The sequence below is a fragment of the Ahrensia sp. R2A130 genome (assembly GCF_000179775.1).
Taxonomy (GTDB): Bacteria; Pseudomonadota; Alphaproteobacteria; order Rhizobiales; family Rhizobiaceae; genus Pseudahrensia.
Genome location: NZ_AEEB01000016.1, coordinates 104,225 through 121,198, shown reverse-complemented (window position 1 = coordinate 121,198; position 16,974 = coordinate 104,225). Strand labels below are relative to the sequence as shown.

Sequence of the window (16,974 nt, the reverse complement as noted above, 5' to 3'; positions counted from 1 at the left end):
CAGCCCAGTCCATGACCTTCGGGTTCATGACCTTGAACCAAAGCGGCGGAATGGAAGCCAGCGCGAAACACCCGGGGTAGCCTGACGGCAGACGCGGCAGTTCATCGAAATTCCGCAACGCCTGATAGGGGCGCATAGGGTTCGCATGGTGATCGCTGTGACGCTGTAGATGGAACAGCACTAGGTTGGAAACGATGTGGTTGGTGTTCCACGAATGGCGCGGCTCGACAGGCTGGTAGCGGCCATTTTCTTTCTTGCTGCGCTTTAAACCGTAATGTTCCACATAGTTGGCCTGTGTCAGCTGGAACCAGCCGATTATGCTTTGTAGAATGATGAACGGTAGCACCGCGAGACCAAGCCAGAGTGTGAGCGCGATCCAAACACCAAGCGTGATCGCGTATCCCTGAAGCACTTCGTTTTTGGTAGACCAAAAAGAGAAACCCTTACGCGTCAGCCGTTCGCGTTCGTGGTGCAAACCGCGTTTCAGCGTGCCCGGCAATTCACGACCGGCAAAAGCGTAGATGCTCTCGTTGAAACGGGCCGAAGCCGGATCTTCCGGCGTGGCAACCCATGTGTGATGCCCTTTGTTATGCTCGATGCAGAAGTGGCCGTAGCCTGACAGTGCGTTGGCGAACATGGCGAACATGCGGTCTAGGCGGCCCTGTTTATGACCAAGTTCATGGCCCACCGTGAGCGCGGTCCCTGATGCCATGCCGCAGGCCACAGTCATGGCAAGGTAGCTCCACCATGGCAGATCGGCGGTGACAACGAACCATGCAGACGCGATCAACATCACCCAGAAAGCAGGTACGATGAGCAACAGAAGGGCGCGGTAGTAGCTGTCCTCCGCCATCTTCTCCACCACTTCGGCTGGCGGGTTGGCGTGATCTTCTCCCATCACGAGATCGAGCAGCGGTATAAAGACGTAAGAGTACAAGACCGGAAGCAAGGTGACCCACGCGGCTTCACCCAAGCCATAATAAAGGAGAATTGCCACGATGGGCATGACCGGCACGGTAAAGCCCAGCCACCATAAATAACGCTTCGTGTCACGATATTCGACACGACCGGCTTCATTGGTTTCGGCTACAAAGATCATTGGTCAGGCTCCCGGACGACCAGCATTTTGAGAAACCTATAACACCGATACGGACAGGACAAATCACGTCGTTGTCGCAGCATAGTTACCCGATCAGTTTCCAAGTCAGCTCATGGTGTTACGGCTGTCCTTTACAATTCTCAACACCTCTTTGCGCTCCAGTTTCATCTTGTCGATGTCGCCTTGGAATTCCATTTCCAATTTGGATCGCTCGAACGCTTCACCGGAAAATTTCTCTGCCGCATTGTAGAGACCTCCATCGGAGGCAGCCGCCAGCAGCTGCAGATAACGTTGAAGGTGCAACATGACTTCAATCTGCCCCGCACCATAAACGGCGACGCTACCGAAGCCGTTTTCAAGCAGTTCATCGACGGTCACAGGCTTGTAGCGCAGGCGTGAAAATTCCACGGCATCCGACCCGCTTTCCCATTTCATCTGCTGCATGGTTCGCTTCTTCGTCCATTCCATCAGCAGCCGCGTGACCGAACCCAGCACGTCAATTGCGGTGCCCGGATCGTTGATGCCGGGGGACAGAGCGCGTGCTGCGATCTGCGACAAGACAACAAAACCGAAGCGCGGATCGGAAGCGAAATTGCGCTGTTGGCCGACGAAAAACGCATTGGCGATCTTGGCATCATTGAACGTTTCAGACCGCCCTTCGACATAAGCCACCGGCCTGCCGGGACCGACAAATGCGCCCGGCGATGCCGAGATGTGGACGATCATATCGTTGTTGTTCGCGATCTCCTGAAGCGCCGACATGTCGATATCCTGAACGTAGCCAACGTCGTCTGAGAATACCGGCGAATGCTTTGTCGCGCCATCGTCCCAAGGTCCGGCACCCATCAGCGGATTGGACGCTGCCACAACAAGCGTTTTGCGCGTGACGTCTTCAACACGGGAAATCGCCGTGCCCATACGCCCCAACCGGGCGATGGCGTCAATCCAAGTCACCAGAACCCAAATGACACGGGCATAGACAAGCAAGGTTATGCAGAACAGCGCGAAAAGTTCTGACTTGTCGAAAAACTTGGACTCCAGCGCAATCGTGCCAATTGCTCCGAAAATGAAAGCTCCGATAAAACTCGACAACGCACTTTTGGAAATGTCGTCGGAGACGATGATGGAAAACGCACGCGGCGTTGCGTTGGTGCCAACAGAGTTGAAGGCCGACACCATGGAACCTACCGCAAAGGCGGTGACTCCCAACATGCTGGCCGTGAGGATCGACATCAATGTGGAGAGCAGGTTTTCGCCGAGTTCAGGCGCGAGATCGGCAAAAGGCAGGTATTTCGCAGTCGTGCTCAGCGAAACGGCGATGACGGCACCGGCACAGTAAATCGCAGGACGCACCCACAACTTTTCGCGCAACCAGCCTGCAAAGCGGCGGGCATGGATTTTTTCATTTCGGACAATCGCTGAAACATAGTCCAGCAGGCTGTTAAATGTCGGCAACGGTTAGCCCTAAATTACTCAGCCGACCCTTCGGACAATAACGTTGCCGACCGAATAGCCTGCGCCAAAGGAACAGATAATGCCTAACGCACCGGCTGCCAGATCGTTGCTGTTTTGCGAAAATGCGATGATGGACCCGGCGGACGATGTGTTGGCGTAGTCTTGCAAAATATTCGGCTGTTCTTCCCGCGTCGGTTCGCGCCCAAGCACTTTGCGGCCGATGAAATCGTTCATGGATTTATTGGCCTGATGCAGCCACATGCGATCCAGCTTGGTGGGGTCTATGCCCTCGTCGGTGCAATGTTCGACAACCATCTGGCTGACGATGGGCACCACCTGTTTGAACACCTGACGCCCGTTTTGCATGAACTGCATATCGCGCCTGTCACCCACACCATCGGGGCGGGTGCGGCGCAGGAAGCCGTTGTTGTTGCGGATGTTGTTGGAAAATTTCGTCATGCAGCGGGTGGAGATGATCTCGAACTGCTCGTCCGACGTTGCGTTTTCCTTCGCCTCCAGCACCACCGCGGTGCAGACATCGCCGAAGATGAAGTGGCAGTCGCGGTCGCGCCATTCCAGGTGGCCGGAGCAGATTTCCGGGTTCACCATGATGATGCAATTGGCCGAGCCGGAGCGGATCATATCCGCTGCCGCCTGAATGCCGAAGGTGGCCGACGAACACGCAACGTTCATGTCGAAGCCGAAGCCCTGAATGCCCAGCAGCTCCTGCACCTCGATGGCGATGGCCGGGTAGGCGCGTTCATGGTTCGACGCGGCGCAAATAACGGCGTCCACGTCTTCCGGTTTGCGCTCCGCAGCAGCGAGCGCTTTCCTGGCCGCATCCACCGCCATTTCGGCCATGATGCCGGGCTCGCCATCATCACGCTGTGGCAGTTTCGGGTGCATGATATCGGGGTCGAGAACGCCGCTCTTGTTCATCACATGGCGCTGCTGAATGCCGGACGCCTTGAAGATGAACTCTTCGTTGGACATGGCCAACGGCTCCACGTCACCTGCCGCAATCGCGTCGGCGTTCGTTTCGTTTTCGGCGGTCGCATAGGCGTTGAACGCCGTGACGAGTTCGGCGTTGGTGATGGTTTCGCGCGGCGTAAAAACGCCCGTGCCGCTGATGACGACTGGTCGCATGGTTGCTGTTCGTATCCTTGTTCGATTGACGCTATCGTAAGCGTCAAATGCAGGGCATGCAACGCGAGGCCACATGGTCTTTCGCCCAAAACAGCGAGCCGAGTTTGCAGAGGATGAGAAGCACCATGAAAGCACTGTTGATCGCCACACTGGCACTGGGCATCGCTACCGTGCCTGCAAACGCCTTTGTGCCGGAGCGCTGGCAGGAAACGCTTCTCGCAGACCACCCGCTTGTGGGGCGTATTTTTGCAATCGATCCCGATATCACGCCCGCTTCGCCCGGTGATTTGGCAGACGCTGCCAACGGCACAGCAGCGCTTGCGATTGGCGAGATACACGACAACCGCGATCACCATGTCTTGCAGGCCAACCTCATCGGGCAACTGAAGGCGGATAAGGTCACGGTCGTTTTCGAGATGGTGCCGGACAGGCTGCAGGGCGCGCTGGACGCTGCCACCACCGACATGGATGCGCTGGGCGAAGCCTTGGAATGGGAAGCGCGGGGTTGGTACGGCTGGCCTATCTACCGCCCGATCTTCGAGGCTGCTGTCGTACGCGGCGCAACGCTGAAGGCCGGCGCCTTCGACCGCGATGTGGTGCGACGGGTGTCGAAGGTGGGGTTGGTGAACCTGTCGTCAGCCCAGCGCGAGGGGCTCGATCTCGAAACGCCTCTGCCTTCCGCCGCCAAGGACTCTCTGATGGCCGAACTCGCCACATCCCATTGCGGCATGATGCCGGAAATCGCCCTGCCCGCCATGGCCGATGTTCAGCGGTTGCGCGATGCGAAGATGGCGTCGGCAGTCGATGCGGCCAGCGGCAAGGCCGTGCTGATCGCGGGCAACGGCCATGTGCGCCGCGACCGCGCCGTGCCGTTTTTGACCAAACGTGAAACCATCGTCATCATGCTGATGGAAGTGGTGGACGGGCGCACCTCACCGGAGCAATACGAAGTGAAGACTGCACAGGGTGAAAAGCTGGCCGATTTCGTGATTTTCACGCCCCGTGCGAAACGCGATGATCCGTGCCAGATGATGCGCGACGCCATGAAGAAGAAAACCAAATGACCGATAAGAATCTCGACACGCTATTTGCCCAACTGGGCGGTGCCATAGACGCACCGACCGGCGGCGTGGTGCCCGTCATCCAACCGGCCACGACCTTCGTGCGCGACACAAACAATGTGCCGACATCACCCCATCATCTTTATTCCCGTGATGATGATGATCTCGTTCGTTTGGCTGAAGATTTGCTCTGTCAGGCAGAAGGTGGCGAAGCGGCGCTGTTGTTTCCCTCCGGCATGGCGGCGGTGGCGGCGCTTCTGCGAACCGTGCCAACCGGTGGGCGGATCGTGCTGCAATCCGACATCTATTGGGGCACCACAAAATGGACGCGGGACTATTGCGCCCGCCGCAACGTGACGCTGGACGAGGTCGATCTGGCAAACACCGAAGCGCGCGATGCTGTAACCGGCAAAGCCGATGTGGTTTGGGCGGAAACGCCGTCGAACCCCTACTTGAAGTCAGTCGATATCGCCGCTTGCGCTGCATTGGCGAAATCGCTGGGCGCGGTGCTGTGCGTCGACTCGACCGCAGCCACGCCGGTCATTTCTAACCCGCTAAAGCATGGTGCAGACTACGTGATGCATTCCGCCACCAAGGGCATCAACGGCCATTCCGATGTGCTGGCCGGATTGCTGGTAACAGCGGAAGCGGCATCGAAACGCTGGACCGATATTCGCGCCGACCGCCACGATGCAGGCGCGGTGCTTTCGCCCTTCGCCGCATGGCTGTTGATCCGTGGAATGCGGACCATGCCGCTGCGTGTGGAGCGCATGTGCGCTTCGGCCATGACTGTGGCGGAAGCAATGGAAGCGCACGGTGCGGTGTCGCACGTTCTCTATCCCGGTCTCGCTTCCGACCCCGGCTACGACATCGCCAAACGACAGATGAGCGGCGGCTTCGGGTCACTGTTGTCAATCCGCGTTGCTGGTGGTCGTCAAGCCGCGCTTGCCGCAATCGGTAGACTGAAACTGTTCAAACGGGCGACGTCGCTGGGCGGCGTGGAAAGCCTTGTCGAACATCGCCACACCATCGAAGACACCGTGCCGGATGATCTGCTGCGGCTGTCGGTGGGAATCGAAAATGCCGATGATCTGATCGGTGATCTGGTGCAGGCGTTGGAGGGTTAAACACACCGCCCTCCATCAACCTCCAACGCTACACCAGTTATGAAATCCGCTTGGTCGCTTGCCAGATAGAGCGCAGCGTTTGCCATATCGCGGGGCTGGCTGAACCGCCCGAGCGGAATGACAGCCTGAAATTTCTCGCGGATTTCCGGCGTGTCCTCGCCCATGAAATCGGACAGCATCGCGGTGGGGGATGCGACGGGGCACAGCGAATTGACGCGAATGTTTCGCGGGGCCAGTTCCACTGCGAGGCATTTGCAGGCGTTGATGACCCAGGCTTTCGAAGCGTTGTACCACACCAACCCGGGGCGCGGGCGCAGGCCTGCGGTTGAGGCAGTGGCGATGATGCTGCCGCCGCCGAAGGCCGCAAGATCATCTGCCATCACTTGCGTGGCGTGGAACATGGCCTTCATGTTCACCGCTGTGATGAGATCGAAATCCGCTTCCGACACGGTGAGCGCGGATTGGTTTTTATGCGTCACGCCCGCGTTCAAAACGAACGTGTCAAGGCGGCCGAAACTCTCAGCCGCGCAATCACGCATGGCGATGTTGCCCGCCCGCGTTGCCACATCCACGCCGATGCCCACAGCACTTGCGCCGATGGCAGAGGCCACCGCATGAGCGGCATCTTCGCGAATATCGGCGATGACGACATTGGCGCCCTCTTCGGCAAACCGTGTGGCAATCGCTTCACCAAAGCCGGAGCCTGCCCCCGTGACGATTGCCGTTTTTCCTTCCATTCGCATATCGATCGATCTCCCGTTTTTGCGTGAGCAAAGCCTATGGTCATGCCCCGCAACCAGCAATAGAAAGAGCGTATGATTACGCTTCGCCCAGCCACCGAAACCGACCTGCCGAATGTCAGCGAATGGGCACGGGCCGCCTATGCGCCTTATGTTGCGCGCATCGGGCGTGAGCCTGCGCCGATGGTGGCCAACTTTGCAGCCCACCTTGCAGATGGTGATTTGCATGTGATCGAGGCGGATGGCGATGCGGTTGGTTACAGCGTTCATCACATGACCGATGCCACGTTATTTATGGAAAACATCGCGGTCGATCCGCAACGGCAAGGCGGTGGAATTGGCCGGTTTGTTTTCGACCATTTGGCCGATCTTGCCCGCGCAAAAGGTGCCGCCCGTATCGACCTCTACACCAACGCCAAAATGACCGAAGCGCTGGCTTTCTATGACCGACTAGGATTTCGCATCACCGACCAGCGGATCGAAGATGGGTTTGATCGCGTTTATTTGTCGAAAGACGTGTGACAAGCGCGTCGATTTACTTGGCGACTTAAACCGATTAGATTAACATCAAGAACAGCGTCCTTTCTCCCCTTGGAGCATGACCCGTGACCGCACAGATCATCCCCGTCGACCCGTTCGACTATATCATTTTCGGTGGCACCGGCGACCTTGCCAAGCGCAAGCTGCTGCCCGCCTTGTACCACCGCGACCATGACGGCCAACTGCCCGATGAGGCGCGGTTGATCGGGGCATCGCGCTCGAAACACTCCGACAAGGCCTACCGAAAATTCGCAGAAGACGCGCTGCGCGAATTCGTGCCTGACGACCAGATCGATGAAGACACGTTGAAACGCTTTCTAGCCCGCCTACACTACCTCTCGCTCGACGTGACGGATGACGACGGCTGGGACGAGTTGAAGAAATTACTGGGCGATGAAGACCGCATCCGCGCTTTCTATCTAGCTGTCGGCCCCAACCTGTTCGGCCCGATTTCCGAAGCGTTGGAAAAGCATGGCCTCACCGACACCCGTTCCCGTCTTGTGATTGAAAAACCGTTGGGCCGCGATCTGGAATCCGCACAGGCGCTGAACCGCGAAGTCGGCGCGCATTTCGATGAAGAACAAGTCTTTCGCATCGACCACTATCTCGGCAAGGAAACCGTGCAGAACCTGCTGGCGCTGCGCTTTGCCAACGCGCTGTTCGAGCCGCTTTGGAACAACGCCCATATCGACCATGTGCAAATTACCGTGGCCGAAACCGTCGGTGTCGGAGATCGTGCGGAATATTACGATAAAGCCGGTGCCATGCGCGACATGGTGCAAAACCACCTGATGCAGCTGCTCTGCCTCGTGGCGATGGAGCCGCCAGCAAATGGCGATGCCGATTCCATCCGCGATGAGAAGCTGAAAGTGCTGCGGTCGCTTGCCCCTATCGACGCCGACAATGTCGGCAGTTCCACAGTGCGCGCGCAGTACCGCGCAGGTGCCGGACCCGAGGGCAAGGTCGATGGCTATCTCGACGAGTTGGGCCACGAAAGCGACACAGCTACCTTCGTCGCGATCAAGGCGGAAGTAGAGAACTGGCGCTGGTCCGGTGTGCCGTTTTATCTGCGCACCGGCAAGCGCATGGCGGAGCGGATGAGCGAGATCGTCATCTCCTTCAAGCCTGTGCCCCACGCGATTTTCGGCAAGGATGCCGGAACACCGATCTCCAACCAGTTGGTGCTGCGCCTGCAACCTGACGAGTCGGTGAAGCAGTGGATCATGATCAAAGACCCCGGACCCGGCGGTATGCGATTGAAGCATGTGCCGTTGGACATGAGCTTCGCCCAGACCTTCGACGGACGTTCGCCAGACGCTTATGAGCGCCTGCTGCTCGACGTTATTCGCGGCAATCAAACGCTGTTCATGCGCCGCGACGAGGTGGAAGCCGCATGGGCGTGGATCGATCCGATTTTCGACGCTTGGGACGAAACCAACCACCCGGTCGCTACCTATACGGCGGGCACCTGGGGGCCATCGCAATCCATCGCATTGATCGAACGCGACAGCAGAACTTGGAACGATGGCACGCGCTAAGCGCGATGCAAGGGAACGACGGGACACGCTAGATGGCCATAGACCAGTTCATAGAATTCGAGACACGCGAAGACCTTGCAAACCAATTGGCCGAGGACGTGGCGACACGGCTGGAGACCGATATCGAGGCGGGGCATTTCGCATCGCTGGCATTGTCCGGCGGCTCCACGCCCAAACTGTTCCTGCAAACGCTGGCGAAAAACCCATCCTTCGAAAGCGATATGACCTATCTCGCCATGGTGGACGAGCGTTTCGTCCCACCGACCCACGAGCGTTCTAACGAACGGATGATCCGCGATAACGCTGGCCTGCAAGACCATCCCGACAGCGAGTTTCTATCACTCTGGCGCGATGCCATGACACCGGGTGAGGCTGCTGCAGCGGCTGGTGAAAAACTGGCCGAAGATGAAGAACGCCCGTTCGACGTGCTGGTTCTCGGAATGGGCGAAGATGGCCATACGGCCTCGTTCTTCCCCGGCAGCCCGCAGCTTGCGGCTGCCACCGACCCGAAACAGGCCGCCAGCTTTTTGCGCGTTGAAGCGCCAGACGTGCCGGACCCGCGCATCACCATGACGCTACCGGTGATCGTGGAGGCGACCTATCTCGTGCTGCACATCGAAGGCGAAAAGAAACGCGCGGTTTTCGAAGAAGCAATGAAGGACGGACCGGCGGACGACCTGCCCATCCGCCACGTGCTGCGCCACCCCGATGCCCACCTGAACGTTTACTGGGCTCCATAAAACGACTGGAGAGCAACCATGACGATTGCCGCCATTATCGCCGTCACCGACCGCATTATCGAGCGTTCCAAGCCGACGCGCGAAGCCTATCTCGACCGGCTCGACCGCGCCGCTTCCGACGGACCGCACCGCTCGTCACTGACCTGCGGAAACCTCGCACACGGCTTTGCCGCCTGCGGCACCGGCGACAAGGAAAAACTGTCCGGCGACACGGTGCCGAACCTTGCGATCATCAACTCCTACAACGACATGCTGTCGGCCCATGAACCGTTCGGGCGCTTCCCATCCATCATCAAGCGCATCGCGTCTGAAGAAGGCGCGGTGGCGCAGGTGGCCTCGGGCGTACCGGCCATGTGCGATGGCGTCACGCAGGGCCAGAAGGGCATGGAGCTGTCGCTGTTTTCCCGCGACGTCATCGCCATGGCCACCGCCGTTGGCCTGTCCCACAACATGTTCGATGCCGCGCTCTACCTAGGTGTTTGCGACAAGATCGTGCCGGGTCTGATGATCGGCGCGCTGACCTTCGGCCATTTGCCCGCCGTTTTCGTGCCAGCAGGTCCGATGCCGTCCGGCATGGCGAACGACGAAAAAGTCCGCATCCGCCAGCTATACGCAGAAGGCAAAATCGGCCGCGATGAACTGCTGAAAGCGGAAAGTGCAAGCTATCATTCGCCCGGCACATGCACATTTTACGGCACCGCGAATTCCAACCAGATGCTGATGGAATTTATGGGCCTGCACCTGCCCGGGTCCAGCTTCGTGAACCCCGACACCACCCTGCGCGATGCGCTAACGGAAGAGGCGGTTCGCACTGCGCTTGCGATCACCGGGCAAGGCAATCGCTTCACGCCCATAGGTCGCGTGATCGACGAGAAGGCGATGGTGAACGGCATCATCGGCCTGCACACCACCGGTGGCTCCACCAACCATGTGCTGCATCTCGTCGCCATGGCGAAGGCGGCGGGCATCGTGCTCACGCTGGAAGACCTGTCGGACCTTGCCGAATGCACCCCGCTGCTCGCCCGCGTGTATCCCAACGGCATGGCAGATGTGAACCATTTTCATGCAGCCGGCGGCCTCCCCTATCTCATCGGTGAATTGCTGCGCGAAGGTCATTTGCACGACGACGTGACGACCATCATGGGCGAAAGCCTGTCGCTGATGGCGCAGGAACCGAAGCTGTCTGCCGATGGTGGCGTCGAGTGGAAGCCCGCGCCAAAAGAAGGCGGCAATACCAACATTCTCAGCACTGTCAAAAAACCCTTCCGCGCCGATGGCGGCCTGAAAATGCTCGACGGCAATATAGGCCGTGCGGTCATCAAGACCTCTGCCGTGAAGGAGGAATACCACATCATCGAAGCGCCGGTTCGTATCTTCGATACGCAGCACGGCATCCGCGATGCTTTCGAGGCGGACGAGTTGAACATGGACGTCATCGCCGTGTGCCGCTTTCAGGGTCCGCAGGCTAACGGCATGCCGGAACTCCACAAACTCACCCCGCCGCTGGGCGTGTTGCAGGACCGTGGCTACAAGGTCGCCCTCGTCACGGATGGCCGCATGTCCGGCGCATCCGGCAAGGTTCCCGCCGCGATCCACTGCACACCTGAGGCCAAAGCGGGTGGCGGCATAGCCAAGCTACGCGATGGCGACGTGGTGCGATTGAACGCGAAGACAGGCGAGTTGGTGGCCTTGGTGGATGAGGCGGAATGGGCTGCTCGGGAACTCGCAACAGCAGACATGAGCGGCAATGAATTCGGCATGGGCGTAGAGTTATTCCACGCGTTCCGCGCGAATGTTTCGACGGCCGATACGGGCGCAAGTGTTCTCGGTTAAGGCAACTCGACAATAGCGACACCCGCAACTCCGAGGGTCGCCTCGCCAACCAGCACCTTCGCACCGCTCGGAATCAAATGAGCCGTATCGCGTGGCTTGGGCCCGTAGTTCACGATGGTGCGGAGATTGCCGCGGTCACGGACCCGTAAGTCATCTCCAGTTTCGATGCGCTCGATACCCGCACGGTCTAGCGTGTCGGAAATGATACCGTCCAACAGGCTCTCATCCGGCCAGCCAGCGATGTAGTCCACCTTACCCTGCCGCAAGCGGGCCGGATGGCCTTCAGCAGTTTCCGCAATCACATCGACACCTCGCCCTGCCTCGACCTGTTCTGCCCATTTCACCAAGGAACCGGTATTGCCTACAAGGTGACAATGAGCAGGACGCAGGCTTTCCACACGGTTGATCTTTATGTCGATCAGCGCGCGCAACGGCCCGGGCGGCAGACCATCAGGAATGCGATGGTGTTCGGTTCGTGAACCGGTGCGCGAACCGAAAACGATGTGGCCGTCGCAATTTTCAAACGTCACCGACGCCTTATCGCTCACCATCAACAGGTGCGGCACGAAGACGGCTGAGTAACCGTCCAGCGCTTCGCCGGGGCGCACTATGTCGATGTTCTGGCCTTGGCGACGCAGGGCGGAATACCACTCTAACGCAAGCGTGAAGCCATCATAATCTGCACCTTGCGGCTGGATCTCGGTTGCCCAGATCGACGCATAGTCGAAGACCAACGCGACCTTCGCACGAGTGGTTTGGGCTTTCGGTAAGTCGGCCAATTCCAGCGCTACCTGCGCGGCTTCATCGTAACCACGGTCTTCGGTATCATCGGGCCGCAGCAGGCCCGCATGAAATTGCTCTTGCGCGAAAGGCGCTTGCCGCCAGCGGAAATAGCTGACGACTTCCGCGCCGTGGGCAATGGCCTCGTGGGTCCACAGGCGAACCATGCCGGGGTGCGGGTCGGGGTTCCACGGTGCCCAGTTCACCGGACCAGGCTGCTGCTCCATCACCCACATGCGGCCAGCTTGCGATCTGTCTTTCACTCGCCCACAAGCACGGTAAAGGTCGTGGTGGAAAGCCTGACTGTCAGGATCGCCCGCGCGCATATACCAGTTCTTCCACGCCGCATCGCGACCGTGCCGTTCCAGCATGCCAATGGGGTAGCTGTCCCACGTCGCCACATCGAGATCGACGGAAACATCGAAATGGTCGAACTCGGTGTAGTGCTGCATGAAATTGTGCAGCACATCGCGGCCCGGGGAATGGGCGCGGATGATGTCGACCTGTTCGCGGTTGAAAGCGACCACCTGATCGGAGGAGTAGCGGCGGAAATCCAGCACATGGGCGGGGTTGGGTTCTGTGACGGTGAGGTTCGGCAATTCCGCATCTTCGAAACTGGCTAATTCCATCGACCAGAAGATGTTGCCCCACGCCTCGTTCAGCGCATCGACGGTGCCGTAGCGCGCTGCAAGCCATACGCGAAACCCATCGCGGGCAGCATCGCTGTAGCTCATCGTGGTGTCGTGACAGCCATATTCGTTGTCGGTCTGCCACGCGATGATGGCGGGGTGCTCACCGTAGCGTTTGGCAAAAATTTCGGTGATGCGGCGGCTTTCAACGCGGAAGCCAATGTGGCTGAAGTCGTAGTGGCGACGGGAGCCGAATTTGCGTGGATTGCCCTGCGCGTCCACCGCCACCATGTCCGGCATTTCGTCCACCAGCCATTTGGGCGGCGTGGCTGTGGGCGTTCCCATGACGATATTCAGGCCAGCTTTTGCCAGCACTTCGACGGCGTCGTCCAGCCACTCGAACTGAAAATCGTCACGCGATGGTTCAATGCGCGACCAGGAAAACTCGCCAATGCGAACTACCGTGATTCCGCATTCCACCATGCGGGCCGCATCGTGCTCCCACATGTCGCGGGGCCAATGTTCGGGGTAGTAGCAAACGCCGAGGGTCGGGGAACGGTCAGCCATGTGCGGCGGCATCATAGGCGGCCACGAACGCGCGGGCCTGTTCGCCAACCTGCGCGGCTGACCAGCCAACTTTGAACACATTGGAGCCGATGCCAAAGCCCGCCGTTCCTGCCGCAAGCCATTCGCCGATGGTCGGCACGGTAACGCCGCCCACAGCCAGCACAGGAATTTCCGGCGGCAGCACAGCTTTGATCGCCTTCACGCCGTCCGGCCCGTGGAGCGATGCGGGGAAGAATTTCAGCGCGTGGCACCCGGCTTTGACGGCAGCGAAGGCTTCCGTAGGAGTGAACACGCCGGGGAAAGACAAGCCGCCCTTGTCGCGTGTGCGGGCGATCACGTCGACATCCATATTGGGCGACACGATGAGGCGACCGTTGACGCTCCGCACGGCATCCACCTGTTGCGTGGTCAGCACCGTGCCTGCACCGATGATAGCGTGGTCGCCGAACGCATCCGCCAGCGCGCCGATGGAGCGCAATGGATCGGGCGAATTGAGCGGCACTTCGATGATGCCAAAACCGGCGTCGATCAACTCACCGCCGATGGCGACAGCATCGTCGGAATCAAGCCCGCGCAGGATCGCCACCAAGGGGCGGTGGCCTTCGAAAAGATCGCTCATGTTTCGTTTCCAATCATATTGGCCTGCTGCGCCAGCGCGAACAGCGCGGGCCAGATGAGGGTGTCGGATTCCCGTGGCGTAACGTCAGCAGCAAGCACAGCTAGCGCCCGCGTGTAGCGCTCCACCAAGGCACCGCCACCGATTATAGTGACCGCCTGCACATCGAAACCATCCTGCGCGGCCGACGATAGTTCCATGCCGATAAGATAGCCGGACAGTTTTTCGCGCAACTGGCCTGGCAGGGTTTCACCCACCAGCGCTGCAGCGCGAAGGTTGAAGAAGCGCCCCCAATCGCTGCCCTTGGTCATGAACACATCACCCACAGCAACGTCGAACGCGTTGTCGTCTGCATCCAATTCGGCGGGCTGAACGGTGTGGCGTAAAATCGTGTGGCCCGCGAAAGCATCGAACAATTCACCGGTCATATAGGTTTTGAAATCGACCAGCTTGCCCTTGGCGATACGCGCCCATTTGGAGTGAGTGCCGGGCAGCACTATGGTGCCATCGAAAGCAGGATTTTCTGCCAGCAAGGCCGCGATCTGGGTTTCCTCACCGCGCATGACGTCGGCCTGGTCGAGGGTATCTTTCATGACACCGGGCACGATAGTGAGGTGGTTTGTGCGGTGCAGTTTTGCGGCAAGTTGCGAGACATCCAACGGCAATTCGCAATAGTGGGCTTCGCTCCACCCCTGTCTACTGCCGACCATACCACAAGCGATAGCGGGTAGCTTCGGCCAGCCTTCCGTCAGTTCTCCAAAACGGGCGATAAAACCCGCTTCATCCAAACTCCCCACACCGCTTTCGCCTTTGCGGGCCTCCAGCACTTGGCCTTCGCCATCCAGCAATGCAGCACGTACATTCGTCGTGCCCCAGTCAAGGGCGATGAGCGCGGGGTCAGTCATCGATAGCCTCCAGCGCCAAGGCCACGCCCGTCTGCGCGTAGAGCACCGGCAGTTGAACGCCGGCGGACATGAGCACTGCGCCTGTCAGTTCCAGCCGCCCGTCCATCAAGCGATTACGGAATTTGCGGGAGCCGTGCATGGCGACCTTGTTTTCGGTCTGCAACTCCACCTTATAACGCCGGTTCGGGTTCAACCCCGGCACTTGTATGGTGGGTGGAACGATGGAGCGGGGACGGTCTATCTGCATCATTACGATACGCGCAGAACGCTGTTCGGCATCGACCACGCAAGCGCCTAACAGGTCGGCATCGACGGTTGTGATACGGTGGTAATCACCGCTGTGCCATAGGTCGCGATCAGCCTTGTAGCGTTCCACAGCGGCGGCGAAGAGCGCGAATTCCTCATCGCTGACCTTCCGCAAATCCAGCTCCAAACCCATGTGGCCATAGCTTGCCACCAACGCGCGGAAGTCGGGATGGAAACCCCTGCCCGACGTGTGACACCACGCGGGGCCGACATGGGAGCCCATGACTTCGGGCGGCAGAAAATGCGTGAAGCCGTGCTGGATGCGGGTTCGCTCCACAGCGTCGTTGCTGTCCGATGTCCAGAAGCGGTGGGTGCGTTTTAGGATTTCATAATCCACACGCCCGCCACCTGACGCGCAACTTTCGATTTCGACATTCGGGAAACCTTCGCGCAACCGATCGAGCAGCGCGTAAAGCGCGGTGGTTTGCCGGTGAACAGCAGGCAAGCCCGTGCGGTCGCCGGGCAACACCAGATCGCGGTTCATGTCCCATTTCAGATAGGCGGTGCGGTAAGTTTTCAGCAGGTCACCGATGACCGTGTAAAGATATTCGAAGACTTCCGGATTGGTGAGATCGAGCACCAGTTGGTTGCGGCCCAGATGGCGTGGATATGGGTCCACCGCCAATACCCAATCGGGATGGTCGCGGTAAAGCTGGCTGTCAGGGTTCACCATTTCCGGCTCCACCCACAGGCCGAATTCCATGCCCTTCTCGTCCACCACATAATCGACGATGGGGTGCAGACCGTCGGGATATTTTTGCGGGTCGGGCGTCCAGTCGCCCAGCGATGTGGTGTCGTCGTTGCGGCCCACAAACCAACCATCATCCAGCACGAAACGCTCACCGCCGACTTTCGCCGCAGCGTCCGCCAATTCCTTCAGCGCGTCGATGTTGTGGTCGAAATAGATCGCTTCCCACGTGTTCACGGTGACGGGACGGGGCTTCTTGGCATCGGGAAGTTTCAGGATGTTCTCGCGCACATGGCGGTGGAAACGCTGCGACAGATCGTTGAGACCGACGTCCGATGTCGCCACATGGATTTCAGGTGTTTCCAATGCGCGACCGGCTGGCAACATGCCCTCGCGGGAGAAATGCAGCACACCCATTTGCAGTTGGCATTCGCCCGTCGTCATACGCTCCAGCACCATGCGGTGGTTACCGGACCAACCCATATGCACGCCGAGGCAGCGACCGGATTCTTCATCCGTGGTGGGTGCCAGCATGATGGTGCCGGGGAAGGCCTCATGGCTGGTGCGACCACGTCGGTTTTCGCTCTTCACCAAACCCATGGGCACGGTGCGGCGGTCGATGGCGAACTCCGCCGTCCAGCGACCGTGGAAGTGCAGGTACTCGGACAGATGTTGCGGCACGGGAATAACGGGAGCGCTCATCCAATCGACCATGCAGTCGTCAGCGCCTTCGTTCGTAAGGCGCGATTTCATGACAGCGACGCCGGATTTCCGGCAGAGCGTGACGGTGATATCGAGGCGCAACTCGCGGTGGTCGTCGCGGCAGATGAAGGTAACGCCGTCGTCGGTCTCCGCCGTTTCCACCCACTCGAAGATCCCGGCCCAACCGGGCTTGTCAGAATCTACCCGGTTGGCCACCAGACCCGGGTGGCCCATGAAGCCCGCGCCGATTTCCGGCTGCATGGAAACAGGGGCGTGTTCGTCCATGGTGGCGTGGCCCAACGGGCGGGCGCGGGAACGGGCGAACATCTCCACGTCCATGCCATCGTCCAACCGCGCGCCGATATAGATGATCTCCGGAATGCCGGTGACCCAGCCAAACAGGATGGTCGTGTTGTGGGCGTCCAGCCGATGGGTGTGGACGATGTTTTCTGAACTCGTTTTTGGGCTCATGGCAATGGCTCTGAAAGAGGGCACGAAAGCG

Annotated in this window: 14 protein-coding genes; 6 read left to right on the top strand and 8 right to left on the bottom strand. The window is 59.4% G+C overall.

All coding sequences use genetic code 11. The annotated features are described in order from the left end of the window. The 3 genes from R2A130_RS09220 to R2A130_RS09210 all read right to left on the bottom strand — a co-directional run. On the bottom strand, positions 1-1,099 hold a 1,099-nt coding region (locus R2A130_RS09220), incomplete at its 3' end, for an alkane 1-monooxygenase (protein WP_009464800.1). Between the two features lie 105 nt (positions 1,100-1,204). Beyond that, entirely contained in the window at positions 1,205-2,554 is a 1,350-nt protein-coding gene (locus tag R2A130_RS09215) for a DUF2254 domain-containing protein (RefSeq protein ID WP_009464799.1), read from the bottom strand. 18 nt (positions 2,555-2,572) lie between these two features. Beyond that, positions 2,573-3,700 (bottom strand): beta-ketoacyl-ACP synthase III, encoded by a 1,128-nt coding sequence (locus tag R2A130_RS09210; RefSeq protein ID WP_009464798.1) that lies wholly within the window; start codon positions 3,698-3,700, stop codon positions 2,573-2,575. A gap of 125 nt (positions 3,701-3,825) precedes the next feature. On the opposite strand from R2A130_RS09210, the gene R2A130_RS09205 reads away from it, so the two are divergent. Both R2A130_RS09205 and R2A130_RS09200 read left to right on the top strand, forming a co-directional pair. Then, positions 3,826-4,764, top strand: coding sequence for a ChaN family lipoprotein (locus R2A130_RS09205; RefSeq protein WP_009464797.1), 939 nt, complete (start codon positions 3,826-3,828; stop codon positions 4,762-4,764). After that, complete coding sequence (locus R2A130_RS09200; protein WP_009464796.1) at positions 4,761-5,888, top strand: PLP-dependent aspartate aminotransferase family protein; 1,128 nt, start codon at positions 4,761-4,763, stop codon at positions 5,886-5,888. The genes R2A130_RS09205 and R2A130_RS09200 overlap by 4 nt, the downstream gene beginning before the upstream one ends. Here R2A130_RS09200 and R2A130_RS09195 read toward each other — a convergent pair. Then, positions 5,885-6,631, bottom strand: a complete 747-nt coding sequence (locus tag R2A130_RS09195) for a glucose 1-dehydrogenase (protein WP_009464795.1) — start codon at positions 6,629-6,631, stop codon at positions 5,885-5,887. The genes R2A130_RS09200 and R2A130_RS09195 overlap by 4 nt on opposite strands. Positions 6,632-6,703: 72 nt before the next feature. On the opposite strand from R2A130_RS09195, the gene R2A130_RS09190 reads away from it, so the two are divergent. The 4 genes from R2A130_RS09190 (at position 6,704) to edd (ending at position 11,279) form a co-directional block, all read left to right on the top strand. Continuing rightward, positions 6,704-7,150 carry a GNAT family N-acetyltransferase gene (locus R2A130_RS09190; RefSeq protein ID WP_009464794.1) on the top strand — a complete coding sequence of 149 codons (447 nt, stop codon included), beginning with the start codon at positions 6,704-6,706 and terminating at the stop codon, positions 7,148-7,150. 83 nt (positions 7,151-7,233) lie between these two features. Beyond that, a complete protein-coding gene (gene zwf / locus R2A130_RS09185; RefSeq protein ID WP_009464793.1) occupies positions 7,234-8,706 on the top strand; it encodes a glucose-6-phosphate dehydrogenase in 1,473 nt (490 codons plus the stop codon). 32 nt (positions 8,707-8,738) lie between these two features. Further along, positions 8,739-9,446: a 6-phosphogluconolactonase gene (pgl, locus tag R2A130_RS09180; RefSeq protein WP_009464792.1), complete on the top strand. Its 708-nt coding sequence runs from the start codon at positions 8,739-8,741 to the stop codon at positions 9,444-9,446. Between the two features lie 18 nt (positions 9,447-9,464). After that, positions 9,465-11,279 (top strand): phosphogluconate dehydratase, encoded by a 1,815-nt coding sequence (gene edd, locus R2A130_RS09175; RefSeq protein ID WP_009464791.1) that lies wholly within the window; start codon positions 9,465-9,467, stop codon positions 11,277-11,279. Here the strand turns inward: edd and R2A130_RS09170 are convergent. From R2A130_RS09170 to R2A130_RS09155, 4 genes are read right to left on the bottom strand one after another with little or no spacing between them, the layout of a single operon-like run. Then, entirely contained in the window at positions 11,276-13,255 is a 1,980-nt protein-coding gene (locus R2A130_RS09170; protein ID WP_009464790.1) for a beta-galactosidase, read from the bottom strand. The genes edd and R2A130_RS09170 overlap by 4 nt on opposite strands. Beyond that, entirely contained in the window at positions 13,248-13,874 is a 627-nt protein-coding gene (locus R2A130_RS09165; RefSeq protein WP_009464789.1) for a 2-dehydro-3-deoxy-6-phosphogalactonate aldolase, read from the bottom strand. The genes R2A130_RS09170 and R2A130_RS09165 overlap by 8 nt, the downstream gene beginning before the upstream one ends. Further along, positions 13,871-14,776 (bottom strand): 2-dehydro-3-deoxygalactonokinase, encoded by a 906-nt coding sequence (locus R2A130_RS09160; protein WP_009464788.1) that lies wholly within the window; start codon positions 14,774-14,776, stop codon positions 13,871-13,873. Before R2A130_RS09160 ends, R2A130_RS09165 begins: the two co-directional genes overlap by 4 nt. After that, positions 14,769-16,943 carry an alpha-galactosidase gene (locus R2A130_RS09155; RefSeq protein WP_009464787.1) on the bottom strand — a complete coding sequence of 725 codons (2,175 nt, stop codon included), beginning with the start codon at positions 16,941-16,943 and terminating at the stop codon, positions 14,769-14,771. Before R2A130_RS09155 ends, R2A130_RS09160 begins: the two co-directional genes overlap by 8 nt. Positions 16,944-16,974: the final 31 nt, after the last annotated feature.